This window comes from Tianweitania sediminis, assembly GCF_017813335.1.
GTDB lineage: Bacteria > Pseudomonadota > Alphaproteobacteria > Rhizobiales > Rhizobiaceae > Tianweitania > Tianweitania sediminis.
Map to the genome: position 1 here is coordinate 423350 of NZ_JAGIYY010000003.1, position 16822 is coordinate 440171.

The 16822-nt window shown below is 61.0% G+C and carries 14 protein-coding genes; 10 read left to right on the plus strand and 4 right to left on the minus strand.

The genetic code is table 11. The features are described 5' to 3' along the window. The first annotated feature begins 226 nt into the window (after positions 1-226). The 4 genes from J5Y06_RS12620 to J5Y06_RS12635 all read left to right on the plus strand — a co-directional run bounded on the left by J5Y06_RS12620 (position 227) and on the right by J5Y06_RS12635 (position 4903). Positions 227-1366, plus strand: coding sequence for a C4-dicarboxylate TRAP transporter substrate-binding protein (locus J5Y06_RS12620; protein ID WP_209335494.1), 1140 nt, complete (start codon positions 227-229; stop codon positions 1364-1366). 70 nt (positions 1367-1436) lie between these two features. Further along, entirely contained in the window at positions 1437-1973 is a 537-nt protein-coding gene (locus tag J5Y06_RS12625) for a TRAP transporter small permease (protein ID WP_209335495.1), read from the plus strand. Next, a complete protein-coding gene (locus J5Y06_RS12630; RefSeq protein WP_209335496.1) occupies positions 1966-3273 on the plus strand; it encodes a TRAP transporter large permease in 1308 nt (435 codons plus the stop codon). Before J5Y06_RS12625 ends, J5Y06_RS12630 begins: the two co-directional genes overlap by 8 nt. 49 nt (positions 3274-3322) lie before the next feature. Then, positions 3323-4903: an acyl-CoA synthetase gene (locus tag J5Y06_RS12635; protein WP_209335497.1), complete on the plus strand. Its 1581-nt coding sequence runs from the start codon at positions 3323-3325 to the stop codon at positions 4901-4903. 375 nt (positions 4904-5278) lie between these two features. Here J5Y06_RS12635 and J5Y06_RS12640 read toward each other — a convergent pair whose 3' ends face one another. The 4 genes from J5Y06_RS12640 to J5Y06_RS12655 form a co-directional block, all read right to left on the minus strand. Then, complete coding sequence (locus J5Y06_RS12640; protein ID WP_209335498.1) at positions 5279-8008, minus strand: sensor histidine kinase; 2730 nt, start codon at positions 8006-8008, stop codon at positions 5279-5281. Continuing rightward, entirely contained in the window at positions 8005-8238 is a 234-nt protein-coding gene (locus tag J5Y06_RS12645; RefSeq protein WP_209335499.1) for a hypothetical protein, read from the minus strand. Before J5Y06_RS12645 ends, J5Y06_RS12640 begins: the two co-directional genes overlap by 4 nt. Positions 8239-8257: 19 nt before the next feature. After that, positions 8258-8644, minus strand: a complete 387-nt coding sequence (locus tag J5Y06_RS12650) for a response regulator transcription factor (protein WP_209335500.1) — start codon at positions 8642-8644, stop codon at positions 8258-8260. An 89-nt stretch (positions 8645-8733) separates the two neighbouring features. Continuing rightward, the gene (locus J5Y06_RS12655; RefSeq protein WP_209335501.1) at positions 8734-10317 is read right to left on the minus strand and encodes a helix-turn-helix domain-containing protein; all 1584 of its coding nucleotides are present in this window, start codon (positions 10315-10317) and stop codon (positions 8734-8736) included. A 168-nt stretch (positions 10318-10485) separates the two neighbouring features. On the opposite strand from J5Y06_RS12655, the gene J5Y06_RS12660 reads away from it, so the two are divergent. The 6 genes from J5Y06_RS12660 (at position 10486) to J5Y06_RS12685 (ending at position 16817) form a co-directional block, all read left to right on the plus strand. Beyond that, positions 10486-11844: a substrate-binding protein gene (locus J5Y06_RS12660; RefSeq protein WP_209335502.1), complete on the plus strand. Its 1359-nt coding sequence runs from the start codon at positions 10486-10488 to the stop codon at positions 11842-11844. A gap of 80 nt (positions 11845-11924) precedes the next feature. Next, entirely contained in the window at positions 11925-12956 is a 1032-nt protein-coding gene (locus J5Y06_RS12665; protein ID WP_209335503.1) for a branched-chain amino acid ABC transporter permease, read from the plus strand. Continuing rightward, the gene (locus J5Y06_RS12670; RefSeq protein WP_209335504.1) at positions 12957-14108 is read left to right on the plus strand and encodes a branched-chain amino acid ABC transporter permease; all 1152 of its coding nucleotides are present in this window, start codon (positions 12957-12959) and stop codon (positions 14106-14108) included. An 11-nt stretch (positions 14109-14119) separates the two neighbouring features. Then, on the plus strand, positions 14120-14887 hold the full coding sequence (locus J5Y06_RS12675) for an ABC transporter ATP-binding protein (RefSeq protein WP_209335505.1): 768 nt from the start codon (positions 14120-14122) through the stop codon (positions 14885-14887). 8 nt (positions 14888-14895) lie between these two features. After that, entirely contained in the window at positions 14896-15648 is a 753-nt protein-coding gene (locus J5Y06_RS12680) for an ABC transporter ATP-binding protein (RefSeq protein WP_245247828.1), read from the plus strand. Between the two features lie 500 nt (positions 15649-16148). Further along, positions 16149-16817 carry a cytochrome c3 family protein gene (locus J5Y06_RS12685; RefSeq protein ID WP_209335507.1) on the plus strand — a complete coding sequence of 223 codons (669 nt, stop codon included), beginning with the start codon at positions 16149-16151 and terminating at the stop codon, positions 16815-16817. The last annotated feature ends 5 nt before the right edge of the window (positions 16818-16822 follow it).

The window sequence follows — 16822 nt, forward strand, 5'->3', positions numbered from 1 at the left end:
AGCAAGCGCGTGGATCTAGGAAAACTGCTGACTGGCTCCGGTTTTCATTGAAGGCGCGGCCGCCTTCAGGCAGAAGCGTCTGAGGAGTTGAAGGCGCCTTGAAAAAGGTGGGGCCTACAGGGGGTGTCACGGGAGGATCGTGTGCTCATTCCTTGGGCAAGGAAGTGGACCAGCCGTCAAGGCGGGTTCCACTTTGAGACAGTGTGTAACGGGAGGAAAGAACATCATGAACCGATCACTCAAAGCTCTGATCGCTGGCGCATCGTTGCTCGCCTTGGGTGGCGTAGCCGCTCAAGCCGCAGAGTTGAGCTTCGCGGGTGGCTGGCCACCCAATTCGAAGCCGACCGCGACGCTCGAACAATTCGCGGCAGACGTCAAAGAGTATAGCGGCGGCGAGGTCACCGTCCGAGTTTTCCCGCTTTCGCTTCTCAGCTTCGCTGAAGCCAATGCTGGCGTGCGTGATGGCCTTGCGGACATGACCGGCAATCTTACGGCCTATTTCCCGGCGGAATATCCCAACCTGAACATGCTGGCCGAGTTCTCCGAACTGGTCGAGCTCGAAGAGTTTTCGGGCGAGCTGAGCTCGATCGCATTCACCGGCGCCATTACCGAATACGTGATGCTCAACTGCGCTGATTGCCAAAAGGAAGTGGGCAATCAGAACCAGGTTTATCTCGGCGCAGCCTCCACGACATCCTACGTCTTGCAATGCGTGGTTCCGCTGAACTCCGTTGCAGACCTGAAGGGCAAGCGGATCCGGGCCGCCGGTGCGTACTGGGCTCGCTGGGCCGAGGCGGTGGGTGCTGTTCCGGTTTCCATGTCCGTGAACGAGACCCTCGAGGGACTGAACCAGGGCGTTGTGGATTGCACCGCCAGCAACACCGCGGACTTCGTCAACTTCGGCTTCATCGATGTTGTCGACTATGTGTATGTCGGTCTCCCGGGCGCACAGTTCAACGTGCCTTTCACCATCAACAAAGAAACCTGGAACGGCCTATCTGACGACGCCAAGAAGGCGATGATGCGGGCAAGCGCCGAGTTGTCCGCCAACATGGCCTGGGTCTACATTCAGGAAGGTCGGGAGGGTCGGGAGCGAGCTCCAAGCAAGAACATCCAGTACGTCGACGCTCCGCAAGACATGATCCAGATGAACCGTGACTTCATCGCGGCCGACAAAGACGCCGTGGCGAGCATCTACAAGGACCGATTCAACATTACCTCCGGTACTGAGGCTGCGACTGCGATCAATGATCTGCTTGGCAAGTGGACTGAACTGACCAAGAACGTTTCCGGCGCGGAAGAGCTGGGAGAGCTTTATTGGAATGAGGTCTTCTCAAAGGTCGATCTCGCCACCTATGGCAGCTGAGTTCTCATAAGGAATCGAGTTCGGGCACCGCAGCGCGGTGCCCGTTTCTACGAGTAATGGAGGCTCCACCATGTTCCTGATCGGGCGGCTGCTCTCGTTCATGGCCAAGTTCTCGTCCGTCATCGGGACTGTCTGCGTCGTCATGATGATGCTGCACGTCACCGCTGATGTCGTCGGACGCTACGTCTTCAATGCGCCACTCACGGGCACCATCGTGATCGTGGCGAACTACTACATGGTCCTCCTCGTGTTCTTTGCGATCGGCGTCGCCGAGGAGAAGCGCGCGCACATTTCCGTGGAGTTCCTTACGGACATGATGCCTCAGCGAGCACAAACAGGCTTCTCCCTGCTTTCCAGTGCGCTGACCGTGGGAGTGATCACCATCGTGATGATCGGCGGCTACACCGAAGCCATGAAGAAAACGAGTGCCGGCGCAACAATGGAGCAAGGCTCCAGCATGCTGTCGGTTTGGCAAAGCTATTGGGCGGTGCCGATCGGTGCGGCGCTGATGGGGTTGATTGCGCTCTACAGGATGCTGGTCCTGATTACCGGTTGGCGCAACGGCCTGAAGGAAACCGACATCGATGCGAAGTTCATAAATGACTGACGTTGGGATCGGCCTGACGGGCCTTGCCATACTGATGGTGTTGATCGCGGTGCGCGTCCCGATCGGTGTCGCGCTGATCGGCGTTTCGTTCAGCGGTCTATGGTGGCTGATGGGCCCGCGCGTGGCGTGGGGCGCTGTCAGCATCATTCCATACCAATTCACGTCGAGCTGGATCTTGAGCTCGATCCCTATGTTCCTTTTTCTCGGGTTCATCAGCTATCACACCCAACTAACCCGCGGCATGTTCAATGCGGCGCGCATATGGCTTTCCGCCTTGCCCGGCGGACTGGCCATCGCATCCATCTTCGGCGCCGCCGGCTTTGCAGCAGTGTCTGGTTCGTCGATCGCCTGTTCGGCGGCGATGGGGCGGATCGCGATCCCGGAGATGATGAAGTACAAATATCATCCGCAGCTTGCCACTGGAACGGTGGCAGTCGCAGGAACCATCGGAGCGCTGATCCCGCCCTCGATCATCCTCATCCTCTACGGTGTGATAGCGCAGGTCTCGATCTCGGCACTCTTTCTGGGTGGGGTGGTCGCCGGTCTCATGACAACGTTCGGCTACGTCGTTGTTGTGCTCGTTCAGGTCTGGTTAAAGCCGGAACTCGCGCCGCAACGCGACAAGAGCGTGACTTTTCGGGAGAAGATCATCGCCTTGCGGGAAACATGGCCGATCCTCCTGATCATGCTGGGCATTTTCGGGGGGCTTTTTGGCGGTGTCTTCACGCCGACCGAGGCGGGTGCGGTGGGCGCATTCCTTGCTTGCCTGGTGGCGCTCGTTTCAGGGCAGATGACGCTGGATCGATTCTTGATCGCAGCCCGCGAAACCCTGATGACCACCGCGGCGCTCCTTGTTATCGCGATCGGGGCCAGCCTTCTGACGCGCTTCCTCGCACTGTCAGGCGCAGGAGATTACCTTTCGAGCGGTATCCTGACGATTGCTTCGAACCCGCTTCTGCTCATGCTCGGGATTGTTGCCGTCTACCTTTTGATGGGCATGTTTCTTGAGCCTATCGGTGCGATGCTCCTGACACTGCCCATCATCCTGCCGGTTGTGGATGCGGCAGGATGGAGCCTTTTGTGGTTCGGCATCGTCCTGACGAAACTGCTTGAAATTGGCATGATCACGCCGCCGATCGGCATGAACGTGTTCGTCATCAAGAGTGTGGTTGGCGACCTCGTAAAGACCTCCACCATTTTTCGCGGCGTGGTCTGGTTCATTGTGATGGATTTGTTCCTGATCGGCGTTCTTTTTGCCTTTCCGCAGTTGGTCCTTTGGCTGCCCGCACTTGTGCCGTGATGCAAAGCGCCTTGATCGAGAACCCGCCGCCAAAAAGAGGGAAACAACCATGGTGATTGAAGAGCACATCCAACGTGCACGCGGCCAGCAGTTGAGCGACCTGTTGCGCCGATCTGCGGCGCGCCTGCCCCGTAAAACAGCGCTGATGTTCCGTGATCAGACCGACAGTTTCGCCGAGCTGGACGAGGCGGTGAACCGGGCTGCCAACGGACTGGAGGCGCAGGGCGTATCCAGGGGCGATCGCGTGGCGCTTTTCAGCCACAACAACCGCGCCTTTGTGGTCCTGCGTTTTGCCCTGGCACGGCTTGGAGCCATCACGACCCCCGTCAACTTCATGCTGAGCGCGCCAGACGTCGCCTATATCCTTGCGCACTCCGGTGCAAAAATGCTGATCGCAGAAGACGCGCTATGCCAGGTCGGGGATGCGGCGCTCGCAGAGAATGGGCGGGACTTGCCGAAGTTCGCGATCCCCCATACCGGTACCGCAAGGCCAGACGGGTGGGCACCGGTATCCGCCATTCTGGATTTTCAGGATGCGTCTGAAGTCTGGCGCAATGTCAGCCCCGACGATCCGATCCAGATGATGTATACCAGCGGTACGGAGTCACGTCCGAAGGGCGCCCTGCTCACCTCCGCAGCCCTTTACGCACAATATGTCAGCTGCATTGTCGACGGCGAAATGACGGCTAATGCCGTGTCCTTGCACTGCATGCCACTGTTTCATTGCGCACAGCTCGACTGCTTCCTCAGTCCGGACCTTTATCTCGGCGCGACGTCCATTCTGCACGATAAAGCCGATCCGGCCAGCATGCTGGAAGCCATTGAAGCGCACCGCGTGACGAAATTGTTTTGCCCGCCGACCATCTGGATCGCGCTTCTGCGCCATCCCGATTTCGACCGCCGCGATCTCAGCAGCCTTCAGGCCGGCTACTACGGTGCATCGATCATGCCGACGGCGGTGATTGAAGAGATGCTGCGTCGCCTCCCGCAGATGCGCCTGTTCAACTTCTATGGCCAAACGGAAATGGCGCCTGTTGCAACAATCCTCAAGCCGGAAGAGCAGTTGAGCAAGCTCGGCTCGGCTGGACGTCCAGCTCTTAATGTAGAGACGCGCGTCGTTGACGATGAGGACCATCCCGTGCCCACGGGTGAGGTCGGCGAAATCGTGCATCGCAGCGCGCACTTGATAACCGAATACTATAACGATCCCGAGAAAACCGCTGAGGCGTTCCGAAATGGCTGGTTCCACAGCGGCGACCTCGGCCGTTTCGACGAGGAGGGATATCTTTATGTGGTCGACCGCAAGAAGGACATGATCAAGACCGGCGGAGAGAATGTCGCCAGCCGCGAGGTCGAGGAAGCGATCTTCCGCCACCCGGACGTGGCAGAAGTTGCGGTGTTCGGCCTGCCCCATCCGAAGTGGATAGAAGCTGTGACTGCGGTGGTGGTCCCGAAGGCCGGGTCGGTCGTTTCCGCTGAAATGATCATGACCTATTGTCGCGAGCATTTGTCGTCATTCAAGGCGCCTAAGCACGTGGAGATCGTGAATCAACTTCCCAAGAACGCGAGTGGCAAGATCCTCAAGCGCGATCTGCGCGTTGCCCATGCCGATGTTTTTGCGGACGAGTGACGCTCGGGTTAGGTAGCTCCATCCATCGCTCTGGCATAACCACCGCATCCTTGAAGAGCTTCATCGGCTGGGCTGTTGGGTCCAGAGATCTTGAGAACGTCGGCGAATGCTGCTTCCCAGCTGTAAGCTCTGCCTTGCGGCTGCGGCTCGCCCTCCCCTCGGGATGGCGCGGTTTGCACCTGCTCCGCCTCAACGGCGAGGTCCTCATACTGAGTTGCGGTCGTGTTCTTTGCCTGCGTCACCTCGTTGGGTTTGCAGGGGCGCAGAAGGCCGACGACGGAGCGGCCTACCGCTGAGGGCAGGCTATTTGAAAGTTGGAGGGCAACATTCTGCCTTGATGCAGGCTGCCGAAATCATCCAGAGCAGCGACGGCGCCTAGACAGATAAGTGCTTTCCAGCGGCGCGAGGCAATGGCAGCCTTACGGTGAAGCAGGCACCACCACCAGGTTCCGACAGGAGTTCCAGCGTGCCTTGCAACCGGGCCACGATTTCGCGGCTGATCGGGAGCCCGAGACCAGCGCCGGCAAGCCCAACGGATTCGCCGAGCCTGCCACGGTAAAACTTGTCGAAGATGCGCAAACGCTCTTCCTCAGGGACGCCCGGCCCATTGTCCGCAATCTCGACGAGATAATACTCGTCCTCGATACGTGACCGCACCGACACCACCGGCGACGGCGCGTTGTTGTACTTGATGGCGTTGGAGATCAGGTTGATGAACACCTGGCTCAGCCGGTCGGGATCGGCAGAAATCGCAACCGGTCCGGCGCGCGGCCCAAATCGAATTGCGGTGCCGTTCTGGCGAGCCAGCGCATCGCATACCCGCAACGCCTGCTCGAGCGATTCCTCGGCATTGATGCGCCGGTTCTCCCAAACGCGTTCGCCCCGCTCGAGAGCAGAAAGATCAAGAATCTCGTCGAGCAGCGAAGTCAGCCTCAGGCTTTCCTTGTGGATCGTGGAAACGAATTTGCGGCTCGAAACATGGTCGAGATCGTCTTCGGAAAGCAAAATTTCGGAGAAGGCACGGATCGCGGTCATCGGCGTGCGCACCTCGTGGCTGACCTGGCTGAGGAATTCGTCCTTCTGCAAGTCGACCTTGCGCAGCTGCCGGTTGGCGACCTCCAATTGTTCTGCGGTGGCCCGCAGCTTTGCCGACGCCCGTTCCAGCGCGTGCGAATGCTCAATGGCCTGTTGGGTTTCGTCAGCCATCTGCATCACCTCCTCCAGCGATATCGCATCGCCGGAAACCACCTTGGACAGCATAACATGGGCGGAGGCCGCGCCGATCGAACCCGCCAGTTCGCGCTCCAGCCGGTGGATGAAGCCCGGCGTGGGCTGAAGGCTGTTCCAGGCGGTGTCCGTTTGCCTGACCTCCTCCGAAAAAAGGTCAAACGCTCTTTGGTGGCCGAGGACACGGCTGGCGACAAGGAACAGGTCGTCCGCGGCGGCAGACCCGCGCAGCGCGCTGGCCTCTCCAAGATGGCGGCGAAAAACGTTGAGGAAGATTGCGGCCTGGACATGCTCCAGCGCCGATTGGCTCGACAGGAGCGATCCCGCCACCAGCACCGACGTGTTCAAAAAGAGGCTCCAGAACACGGCATGCGCCAGCGGGTCGAGTTGGGACAGTCCAAAGAGGGCCTGGGGGCGCAACCATGAGATGCCGAACGGCCCCTCGGCCATGACTGCCGCCACCAGCGGCGAGGACGAGGCAAAGGACGGCATGAAGCTCGACCACAGCCATATAAGGAAGCCCACGGAAACGGCAGCGATGGCCGCTTTGGCAGTCGCGTCGCGCCAGAACAAAGCGGCGAGGATCGCCGGCAGGAACTGGGCGACGCCGGTAAAGGAGATAAGGCCGATCGGCGCCAGCGCATCCGAGGTGCGCGTCATGTAGAAATAGCCGAAGCCGAGAAACAGGATCAGCACGATCGACAGCCGCCTCGCATTGAGGATCAGCCGGCGCACACCCTGCCCGTCGCCGGCCTGGTCGTCGTTTGTCATCCGCAGCATGATCGGCACGACGATGTGGTTTGACACCATGATCGACAGCGCAATGGACTCCAGGATGATCATCGACGTCGCGGACGAGAAGCCGCCGATAAAGGCGAACAGCGCCAATCCGTCCTGGCCGGCGGCGAGAGGCAGCGTCAGCGTGAACATGTCCGGATTGGAACCGGCCGGCATGGATGTCAGGCCGTAAAGTGCGATCGGCACGATAAACACGCTCATGGCCAGCATGTACGCGGGAAAGGCCCAGCTTGCGGTGCGCAGGTGGCTTTCGTCGGAGTTCTCGACAACCGTGACTTGGAACTGGCGCGGCAGGCAGATGATCGCTGCAGCAGCCAGCAGCAGCGAAGCCACCCAGCGGTCACCGAAGCCGTTGGTGGCATGGATGTTCAGGCCAGCATCGGCTGCACGGGTGAAGATGTTTTCGAAGCCGCCGCCCGCGTAAAGCACGAACAGCCCGACCGCCACCAGAGCAGTTAATTTGACGACCGCTTCCAGCGCAATGGCGGCAACCACTCCATGGTGCTGCTCCTTGGCGTCGACATTGCGCGTCCCGAACAATATGGTGAACACGGCCATGCCAGCCGCCACGCCAAACGCCAGCCCTGCCTCGCTCCATCCCTCCAGTCTGCCCCGCCCGAAGGCCGAAGCGCCTGCAATGGCCTCGATCGAGGAGGTAACCGCCTTGAGCTGGAGTGCGATGTAGGGCGCGATCGCGATCACAGCGAGCACGGTGACCAGCACCGCGAGCCGTGTCGACTTCCCGAACCGGGAGGAAAGGAGGTCCGCAATTGAGGTGATGCGCTGGTCATGGCTGATGCGGACTAGACGACGCAGGATGAACCACCACCCGATGAAGACCAATGTCGGCCCCAGATAGATGGTGACGAATTCCAGCCCGTTGCGCGCAGCAGAACCCACCGCGCCGTAGAAGGTCCAGCTGGTGCAGTAGACCGAGATGGAAAGCGTATAAACAAAGGGTGAGCGCAGGAAGCCGCCGGCGCTGTTGCGGGTATGCCGGTCGCCAAGGAATGCCACAAGGAAAAGCAGGCCGACATAGGCGATCGCCGCAGCGATGACGAGGTCGGCAGTCAAGGTCATTGGTCAGCGTCCCGCAGCGACCGCGGCGCTTCGTCAAGTGGAAGGACGCGACTGAACCACCTGGCTCCGAGAACGAGTATCGTCCAAAGCACGAAGATATAGGTGATCTCTATGGGGATGCCGAAGATCCGGAGATCCAGCCTGAACAGCAATACGAAGGGCGGGAGCAGCGCTACTGCGCCGAACACGGCAAAAAAGAACGCCGCGCTGACGATCTTGCGCCGCGTCATGAGAGGGCCGGCTCTGCTCTCACGCCGCGCCGCTGGCGGGACGGTCCAGCAGCAGGCGGATGCTGTTGACCACGTCAGCGTTGGCGTAAGGCTTGGTGAGGAAGCTGTCGGCTCCCAGCTGCTCTGCAACCCGGCGGTCCTGCTGCTGCCCCTTGGCGGTCAACACCAACACGGGCAGGCCACGCATGGTCGGCTCCGCGCGGATCTGCTTCAGCACCTCGAAGCCTGAACGCTTCGGCATCATGATGTCGAGAATGAGCACGCGCGGCTGGAAATTGCGCACGGCTTCCATCACGGCCTCGCCATCCATCACGGCCCCGATGTTCCAGCCTGCGCGCTGCAGGACGAAACTCAGCGCTTCGAGGATGCTGGGCTCGTCTTCGGCTATCAGAACGTCGATCGCCAAGATCCCTCCTCCCTATCCCTCCTCCACAGGGATTAAGGTAGTTAACTGCTATGGGTCGCCCTTCGCCAGCGGTAAATTGATTGACCGGCTCATGATGGCACAAGCGGCGCCGGCGCGATCTCACCGCCTGGTGACCAGGCCTCCTCCTGACGGCTCGCGCAATCGCTGCGGGTGCACAAACGGCAGGTCGGTCCGACCGGCATGTCGGCATGCTGGTCGATCAGGTTCAGCCCATCGGCATAAACAGTTCCGTCCGCATGCAGAACGTCGGTGATCAGCAGCACCGAGTGCGGCAGCGCATGGTCGGCGAAGCCAGCGCTGCGGCGCGAAATTGCTCTTGCCACGAAGAGGAAGCGTGACCCGTCGGGAAATCGCGCCACTTGCCGCACCAACTGACCCGGAGAGCGGAAGGCGGTGTAGATCGCCCATAGCGGGCACGCGTGGCCGCTGTTGGGCAGGAGCAGGCCTGGCAACGGGAAGTGCTTCGAAAGCCGGCCGGCCGCATCGGCGCGCAGGAAACCGAACTGGATGCCGGTCGCACCTGGTCGACGCAGGGTTACCAGCCGGTGAGCGACCTGCTCGAAGCTGGCATTGTAGCGCTCGCTTAGGGCGTCGACGTCGTAGCGCAGCGCCTGCGCATCCTGCAGGAAGGTTTCGTAGGGAAAAACAATCGCCCCCGCGATGTAGGAGCCGAAATAGCGTTTGGCGGCGCGCCGAGCCGTATCGGAAGACAGCAGCCGCACCCCCAGCTCGGCCTCCAGCGTGTCGGCACCGGCCAGTTCTGCGAGCAGGCGTGCCATCTGGAACTGGCGTGTGGACTGCGGCACGGTGTTGCGGAACCAGAGCGTCCGTTCGCTGGCATCATAGCCGTAAGGTGCGCCTGCCCCACTGCTGGCTGAGCGCAGCACGCGCACGCCATAATCTTCGGCCAGCATTTGCGTGATCGTCGTTTCTCCGAACCGCCCGCGCGCATTGATCTGCGCGCGCAAACTCGCTGCGGCATCTTCCAGTGCCGGAAAATGGTTCTGAGCCGCAAAGATGAGATCGTCGATCTCGCGCCTTGCCGAAGCGAAATGCCCGGCATTCGAGGTCTGGTCGAACTGACCGATTAGGTTTCGCGCAATGGCGCTCAGGCTCTGCGTCTCGCGGTTGATCGACGCGAGGAAGCGGTGTTGCTCCTCGGAGCTGAGGTCCGGCACGTTCTGCAGGATTTCCGCACCAGAGCGCACGGCAGTGATGCCGGAAAGAACGCCATGGAGAAGCTGGGACAGGAGCGGGTCGGCCCGAAGACGGTCCGCATAGGCATCAAGATCGGCTACTGCAGCGGAATGGGCGCGGTAAAGACGCGCTATGAGGCGCGCCACGTCGGGCGACGTGGCCACGAGCCGGCGTGCCTGCTCCGGCCCCATTCGGCTTTCCGCCAGCACGGGATCAGAAAACGCTTCTATGAGTTCGTGTATCAGCCGGTGCTCAACATCACCGGTGAGCTCGGCGATATCCATCGCGAGTTCCGCTGCGATACGCAGCAACAGGGTTCCGCCAACCTGGCGCTTGTTGCCTTCAATCAGGTTCAGGTAGCTCGGCGACACCTCTACCGCTTTCGCGAGGGCGGCCTGAGAGATGCCCAGGGCCTTGCGGCGCGTTGATATTCTCAGGCCGATTGGCGCTCGCATGGGGTCCTTGTAAACAGATTTACAGGTCAGCTCGTCCGTTCCGAAAAGAATTTACAAGATTACGCTTGAATAACAACGGGATGTTGATCCCCTGTAAAGGCAAGGGGATAGTGTGTTGCGGGGAGCCTCCTTTGGGGAATGTGGCTTCCGCAACCAAGGAGGAGAACAATGAGCGAACTGAAGCGCGGGCCTTCCCGCCGCCATGTCTTGCGTACCGGTCTCGCCGGCATCATCGCCAGCGGCGTAGCGCCGCTGGCGTTCTCACGCGGTGCGTGGGCACAGGAATTCTGCAACAACCCAACCGGCGGCACGGTGACCTTCGGCCTCAACCTGCCGCTGACTGGCGCCTACGCCGAAGAAGGCGCCGACGAACAGAAGGCTTACGAGCTTGCCATCCAGCACCTGAACGGCGAAGGCGATGGCGGGCTTTTGAATGTCCTCAAGCCATCTGCGCTCAAGGGCAACGGCATCCTTGGCAAGAAGGTCCAGTACGTCAGCTCAGACAGCCAAACGAAATCCGACGTCGCACGTGCTGGCGCCACACGCATGATCGAACGCGACGGCGCCATCATGATCACCGGCGGCTCGTCGTCGGGCGAAGCCATTGCGGTGCAGAGCCTGTGTCAGGAACTCGGCGTCATCTTCATGGCCGGCCTGACGCATTCCAACGACACCACGGGCAAGGACAAGCGGCGCTACGGCTTCCGCCACTTCTTCAACGCCTATCAGTCCGGCATTGCAATCGCTCCGGTGCTTGCTGAGGCTTACGGCAAGGACCGCCGCGCCTATCACCTGACCGCCGACTACACCTGGGGATGGACGCAGGAGGAATCGATCAAGAACGCCACCGAGGCGCTCGGCTGGGAAACGGTCCAGGCGGTACGCACGCCGCTCGGCGCCGCCGACTTCTCGCAATACCTGACGCCGGTGCTCAATTCCGGCGCCGACGTGCTGATCCTGAACCACTACGGCAATGACATGGTCAACTCGCTGACCCAGGCCGTGCAGTTCGGCATGCGCGACCGCCAGGCGAACGGCAAGCAGTTCGAGATCGTTGTCCCGCTGTTCTCCGAATTGATGGCCAAGGGCGCCGGCGAGAACATCAAGGGCATCTTTGGAACCTCCAACTGGCACTGGAACCTGCCGGATGAAGGCTCCAAGGCGTTCACCAAGTCGTTTGGCGCGGCCTATGGCTCCCCGCCCTCGCAGGCGGCCCACACCGCCTACGTGCAGGCGCTGCTCTACGCCGATGCCTGTGAGCGCGCGGGCACCTTCTATCCGCCCGAAGTCATCAAGGCGCTTGAAGGCTTCGAGTTCGACGGGATGGGCAACGGCAAGACGCTCTACCGCGCCGAGGATCATCAGTGCATGAAGTCGGTGCTGGTCGTTCGCGGCAATGAGAACCCGACAAACCAGTTCGACGTGTTGAACGTGTTCAAGGAAATCGACCGCGAAACCGCCAACTACGATCCGGCGATCTTCGGCGGTGACCTTGGAGCCGCCGAACCGGTTCCACAGTGCCGTTAATCTGAAACACGGACCCGTCCTGCCATCCCGGCAAGACGGGTCTCGCGCGATCGGGTGGCGAACGGTTCGCGGAGGCTCCATTGTTCGAAGTTCTATTCCTTCAGTTTCTCAACGGTCTCGACAAGGGCAGCGCTTATGCGTTGATTGCGTTGGGGCTTACGCTCGTGTTCGGAACGCTGGGCGTCGTGAACTTCGCGCACGGGGCGCTGTTCATGTTCGGCGCCTTTTGCGCGGTCCTGTTCCGTCAGTTGCTGACGCTCGAAACCGTCACCCTGGATCCTGAGAAACTGTCTCCGTGGGGCGCCCCGGTTGAAATCCGCCAACCTCTGGTGCAGGCATGGTTCGGCGACGTCGGCGCAGTGCTGGTCAACTACTCGGTGCCGCTGTCGCTGCTGCTTTCCATTCCGGTGATGCTGATCATCGGCATCGTCATGGAACGCGGCATCATCAAGCACTTCTACAAGCGGCCGCATGCCGAGCAGATTCTGGTCACGTTCGGCCTGGCGATCGTCTTTGGTGAGATCATCAAGGCGGTCTTCGGTCCCAATCCGATCCCGCAACCCATGCCGACCGAACTGCGTGGCGCCGCCGATATCGGTGCCTGGCTCGGCATGCAGCCAAACGTCATCACCTATCCGCTGTGGCGGCTGGTTTATTTCCTTTTCGCCCTCGGCGTGATCGGCTCCGTCCTTGCGTTTCTCCAATTCACGACCTTCGGGATGGTGGTCCGCGCCGGCATGGCCGATCGTGAAACAGTTGGCGCGCTCGGCATCAACATTGACCGGCGTTTCACCATCATGTTCGGCATCGCTGCAGTTGTCGCAGGCATGGCCGGCGTGATGTACACGCCGCTCCTGCCGCCGAGCTACACGATGGGCATGGACTTCCTGGTCATCTCCTTCGTGGTGGTGGTGGTAGGCGGGATGGGGTCGCTGCCCGGCGCCATCGCAGCTGGCTTCCTGCTGGGCATCTTACAATCCTTCGCATCGATGCATCAGCTGAAGGCGTTCTTCCCCGGCATCGACCAGGTCATCATCTATCTCGTGGCAGTGGTGGTCCTGCTGGTGCTTCCGCGTGGGCTTATGGGCCGTCGTGGCGTGATGGAGGCGTAAATGGCTGGAATCATGTCGCGTAAGGACGCCACGCTTTTCATCGGCTTTGCCGCCGTCGTACTGCTGCTGCCGATCCTGGCTGCACCCTTCGGGGCGGCCTATCCGGACCTGCTGCAGCGCTTCATGATCTTCGGCATCTTCGCCATCGGCTTCAACATCCTGTTTGGCCTGACCGGCTACCTTTCCTTCGGCCACGCCGCCTTCTTTGGCGTCGGTTCCTATGCCGCGATGTGGTCGTTCAAGCTGCTGAGCCTCAATGCAATACCCGCCATCCTCTTCGCGGTGGCGATCGCCGGCGTGTTTGCGCTGGTCATCGGTTACCTCTCGCTGCGGCGCTCGGGCATCTACTTCTCGATCCTGACCCTCGCCTTCGCACAGATGTGCTACAGTCTCGCTTATTCGGTGCTGACCCCGATCACCAACGGTGAGACGGGCCTGCGCATGATAAGAGCCGACCCCCGCGTCCTCGACCGGCTTTTCTCCGAAGCTCCGGCAGGGGTCCCCGTGCCCAGTCTCTTCGGCATCTCGCTTTCAGGCTGGAACGGCTTCTATTTTTCCGCCCTGTTCCTGCTCGCAACGTTCTTCCTGGCCATGCGGATCACCAACTCGCCATTCGGAATGATGCTGAAGGGCATCAAGTCCAATCAGAACCGCATGAACTACACAGGCTTCAACACACGGCCCTACGCTTTGACGGCTTTCGTCATCTCCGGGATGTTGGCGGGCCTCGCGGGCTCGCTCCTGGTGGTCACCGATCCGCTTGCCGGCGCCGAACGCATGCAGTGGACGGCATCAGGTGAAGTCGTCCTGATGACCATTCTCGGCGGCGTTGGCACGCTGGTGGGCCCGGTGATTGGCGCCTGGCTCATCAAGTACTTCGAAAACATCTTCTCCTCGTTCAACGACAATGTGCTGTCGAGCTTCTTCGGCTTCCTTCCGGACGGCGCACGTGAGGCTGCCGTCGTTGTCGCCGGCAAGTTCGTGGGCGAAGGGTGGCACCTGTCGCTCGGGCTCCTTTTCGTTCTGATCGTCGTGTTCCTGCCCGGCGGCATCATGGAAGGCGTTCGTCGCATCAGCTCGGCGATCCGGCGGCGGGGCGGAGGCAGGCACGCGACGGCCCGTGGCGAACTCAGCCCATCCGCGGCCGAATAAGGAGGCATACGATGCAAACCAAGGGAAACGTCGTCCTCCATGTTGCCGATGTGCAGAAGCATTTCGGCGGCCTGCATGCCCTTGCCGACATCGACCTTCAGGTCGATGAAGGCAAGACCCACGCAATCATCGGGCCAAACGGCGCCGGCAAGTCGACGCTGCTGAACGTGATCATCGGCCGCCTTGCCCCATCCAGTGGCGCGGTGGTCTTCGATGGCACAGTTCTGACCGGCAAGAAGCCGCACGAGATCAACCAGCTTGGCGTGGCCCGTGTCTTCCAGACACCTGAAATCTTTGCCGATCTTTCCGTGCTCCAGAACGTCATGACGCCCGCCTTCGCACGGCGTGATGGAGCTTTCCGGATCAACATGTTCCGCTCGGTCGACAATGAACGCGGCATCCGCGAGGAAGCGGAACATACCCTTGAGGATGTCGGCCTGATGGACCGGCGCGCAGTCCATGCGGGCGCCTTGTCGCGTGGCGACAAGCGCCGGCTGGAACTCGCCATGTGCCTGATCCAGAAGCCGCGGCTGCTTTTGCTCGACGAGCCGACCGCCGGTATGAGCCGCCACGATACCAACACTACCATCGAGCTGCTGAAAAAGATCAAGAGCCGCGGCATGACAAAGGTCATCATCGAGCACGACATGCATGTCGTCTTCTCGCTCGCGGATAAGATCAGCGTTCTGGCCGGCGGCCGAATCATCGCCGAAGGCCTGCCGGATCAGGTACGCGGTGACCCCAGAGTTCAGGAAGCCTATCTCGGAGGGGTACATTGATGGACGCGATGACCAGCATCGACGTCGCCTCTGGGTCGGCTTCGGGCGACCTGGCGCAGCCGTTCCTCAGCGTCAGGAACGTTCATGCTTACTACGGCGAAAGTTATATCGTGCAGGGCGTCTCGCTGGATGTGCGCCATGGCGAAATCCTTGCGCTGCTTGGTCGCAATGGCGCCGGCAAGACTTCCACCCTGCGCACGATTGCGCGGCTCGACGATCCTCATCTCCAGCGTGGTGAAATCTGGCTCGACGGCAAGCCGATCCACCAGATGCGCTCCTTCGAGGCGGCGCGCGCGGGCATTCAGCTCGTGCCCGAGGACCGGCGCATCATCCAGGGCCTGACGGTGGAAGAGAACCTGATGCTAGCGCAGGTCGCGCCCGGAAGGGGATGGGACCTCGACCGCATCTACGGCCATTTTCCGCGTCTGGCCGAGCGTCGGCGCCAGGAAGGCACCACGCTTTCGGGAGGCGAGCAGCAGATGCTGGCAATCGCCCGTGCGCTCGCGCGCGACCTGAAACTGCTCCTGCTCGACGAACCTTACGAGGGTCTGGCGCCGGTGATCGTGCAGGAGATCGAGCGCATTCTCAACCAGATCAAGTCGCTCGGGATCACCACGATCATCGTGGAGCAGAACGCGGTGGCCGCGCTCAAGCTCGCGGACCGTGCGGTGATCCTCGACACCGGCGAGGTTGCTTTCACCGGCACCGCGCAGGAGGTGCTGGACAACGCAGAACTCCGCCGCGAGTACCTCGCCATCTAAGAGGCCCGCAAATCGTTGGACCTCGACCAGAACCCATTGGGTAACCAACCAATCGCTGTGGGCAGAAAACGCATGTGCTGAGGCTGGGTCGAAGATCAGCCTGGCACGGTGGCCCCATTCAGTCCGGAGATCGCTTCACGTCCGAAGGGAGTCCGCACTGAAGCCCTCGAGCAGAACGATCAGGAAAGTGCAGCGGAAGCCTGCTGCGCTCATGGGTGGCTAGCAGCTGAAAGTGCTCGGCGCCTGATCGAGAAGATCGGCAGTTAATCACCCACAAGGTGGAGCGGAGGCAATCCCGTCAGCCCTCCTCCAGGATGATTGCTGCGCTGTTCCCAGACAGAACAGCCGAGGCCCTACTCATCCATCTCTCTGGCCAGGAAAGCGAAGCCGCAGCGCACGAGAAGGATTGTCTTGCAGCCATTTTTGGCGCCAAGCTTGGGTGGCACGGCTGCAAAGATGCACTAGGTGCTTTGCTGCAGGGGAATAAGGGGACAGGTCTCTTGGCGCAGATCTTCACGGCATCTGCTGACACAAGGCTCCGAGCCGTCTTGTTTCTGGCCGCACTCGTGGGCGTGTTCCTGATCGTGTTCGGCGGGGGCTTTGCGGAGTCCACGTTCTTGACCGCGGTGGGCTGGTTTCGCGACCAGCCGGTGCCGTTCAGCCACCAGCACCATGTTGGTTCGCTCGGCATCGATTGCCGTTATTGCCATTCGGGCGTGGAAACCAGCGATCGGGCAACCTTTCCGCCGACCCATACCTGCATGACCTGCCATTCGCAGATCTGGACCGGGGCGCCGATCCTGGCACCGGTCCGGCAGAGCATGCTGACCGGCAAGCCGATCGAATGGAACCGCGTGTCGGCCGTGCCGGATTACGTCTACTTCAACCATTCCATCCACATCGACCGCGGCGTTCCTTGTGTCACCTGCCATGGCCGCATTGACCAGATGCCGCTGACTGCGCGTGCCAAGCCCTTCCAGATGCAATGGTGCCTGGATTGTCACCGTGACCCCGCACCCCATCTGCGCCCGCCCGAACAGGTCACGCGCATGGACTGGAGCGACTGGGAGCGGGATCCGGAAGCGCATAAGGATTACGGTGCGCTCATGGTGCAGGCCTATGGGATCGAGCCTGCCAAGCTCATCCAATGCAACACGTGCCACCGGTGACGCCC

Excerpts from the sequence above, each read along its gene's own strand:
- J5Y06_RS12620 (WP_209335494.1), top strand. The coding sequence starts at position 227 with ATGAACCGATCACTCAAAGCTCTGATCGCTGGCGCATCGTTGCTCGCC.
- J5Y06_RS12625 (WP_209335495.1), top strand. The coding sequence starts at position 1,437 with ATGTTCCTGATCGGGCGGCTGCTCTCGTTCATGGCCAAGTTCTCGTCC.
- J5Y06_RS12630 (WP_209335496.1), top strand. The coding sequence starts at position 1,966 with ATGACTGACGTTGGGATCGGCCTGACGGGCCTTGCCATACTGATGGTG.
- J5Y06_RS12635 (WP_209335497.1), top strand. The coding sequence starts at position 3,323 with ATGGTGATTGAAGAGCACATCCAACGTGCACGCGGCCAGCAGTTGAGC.
- J5Y06_RS12640 (WP_209335498.1), bottom strand. The coding sequence starts at position 8,008 with ATGACCTTGACTGCCGACCTCGTCATCGCTGCGGCGATCGCCTATGTC.
- J5Y06_RS12645 (WP_209335499.1), bottom strand. The coding sequence starts at position 8,238 with ATGACGCGGCGCAAGATCGTCAGCGCGGCGTTCTTTTTTGCCGTGTTC.
- J5Y06_RS12655 (WP_209335501.1), bottom strand. The coding sequence starts at position 10,317 with ATGCGAGCGCCAATCGGCCTGAGAATATCAACGCGCCGCAAGGCCCTG.
- J5Y06_RS12660 (WP_209335502.1), top strand. The coding sequence starts at position 10,486 with ATGAGCGAACTGAAGCGCGGGCCTTCCCGCCGCCATGTCTTGCGTACC.
- J5Y06_RS12670 (WP_209335504.1), top strand. The coding sequence starts at position 12,957 with ATGGCTGGAATCATGTCGCGTAAGGACGCCACGCTTTTCATCGGCTTT.
- J5Y06_RS12675 (WP_209335505.1), top strand. The coding sequence starts at position 14,120 with ATGCAAACCAAGGGAAACGTCGTCCTCCATGTTGCCGATGTGCAGAAG.
- J5Y06_RS12680 (WP_245247828.1), top strand. The coding sequence starts at position 14,896 with ATGACCAGCATCGACGTCGCCTCTGGGTCGGCTTCGGGCGACCTGGCG.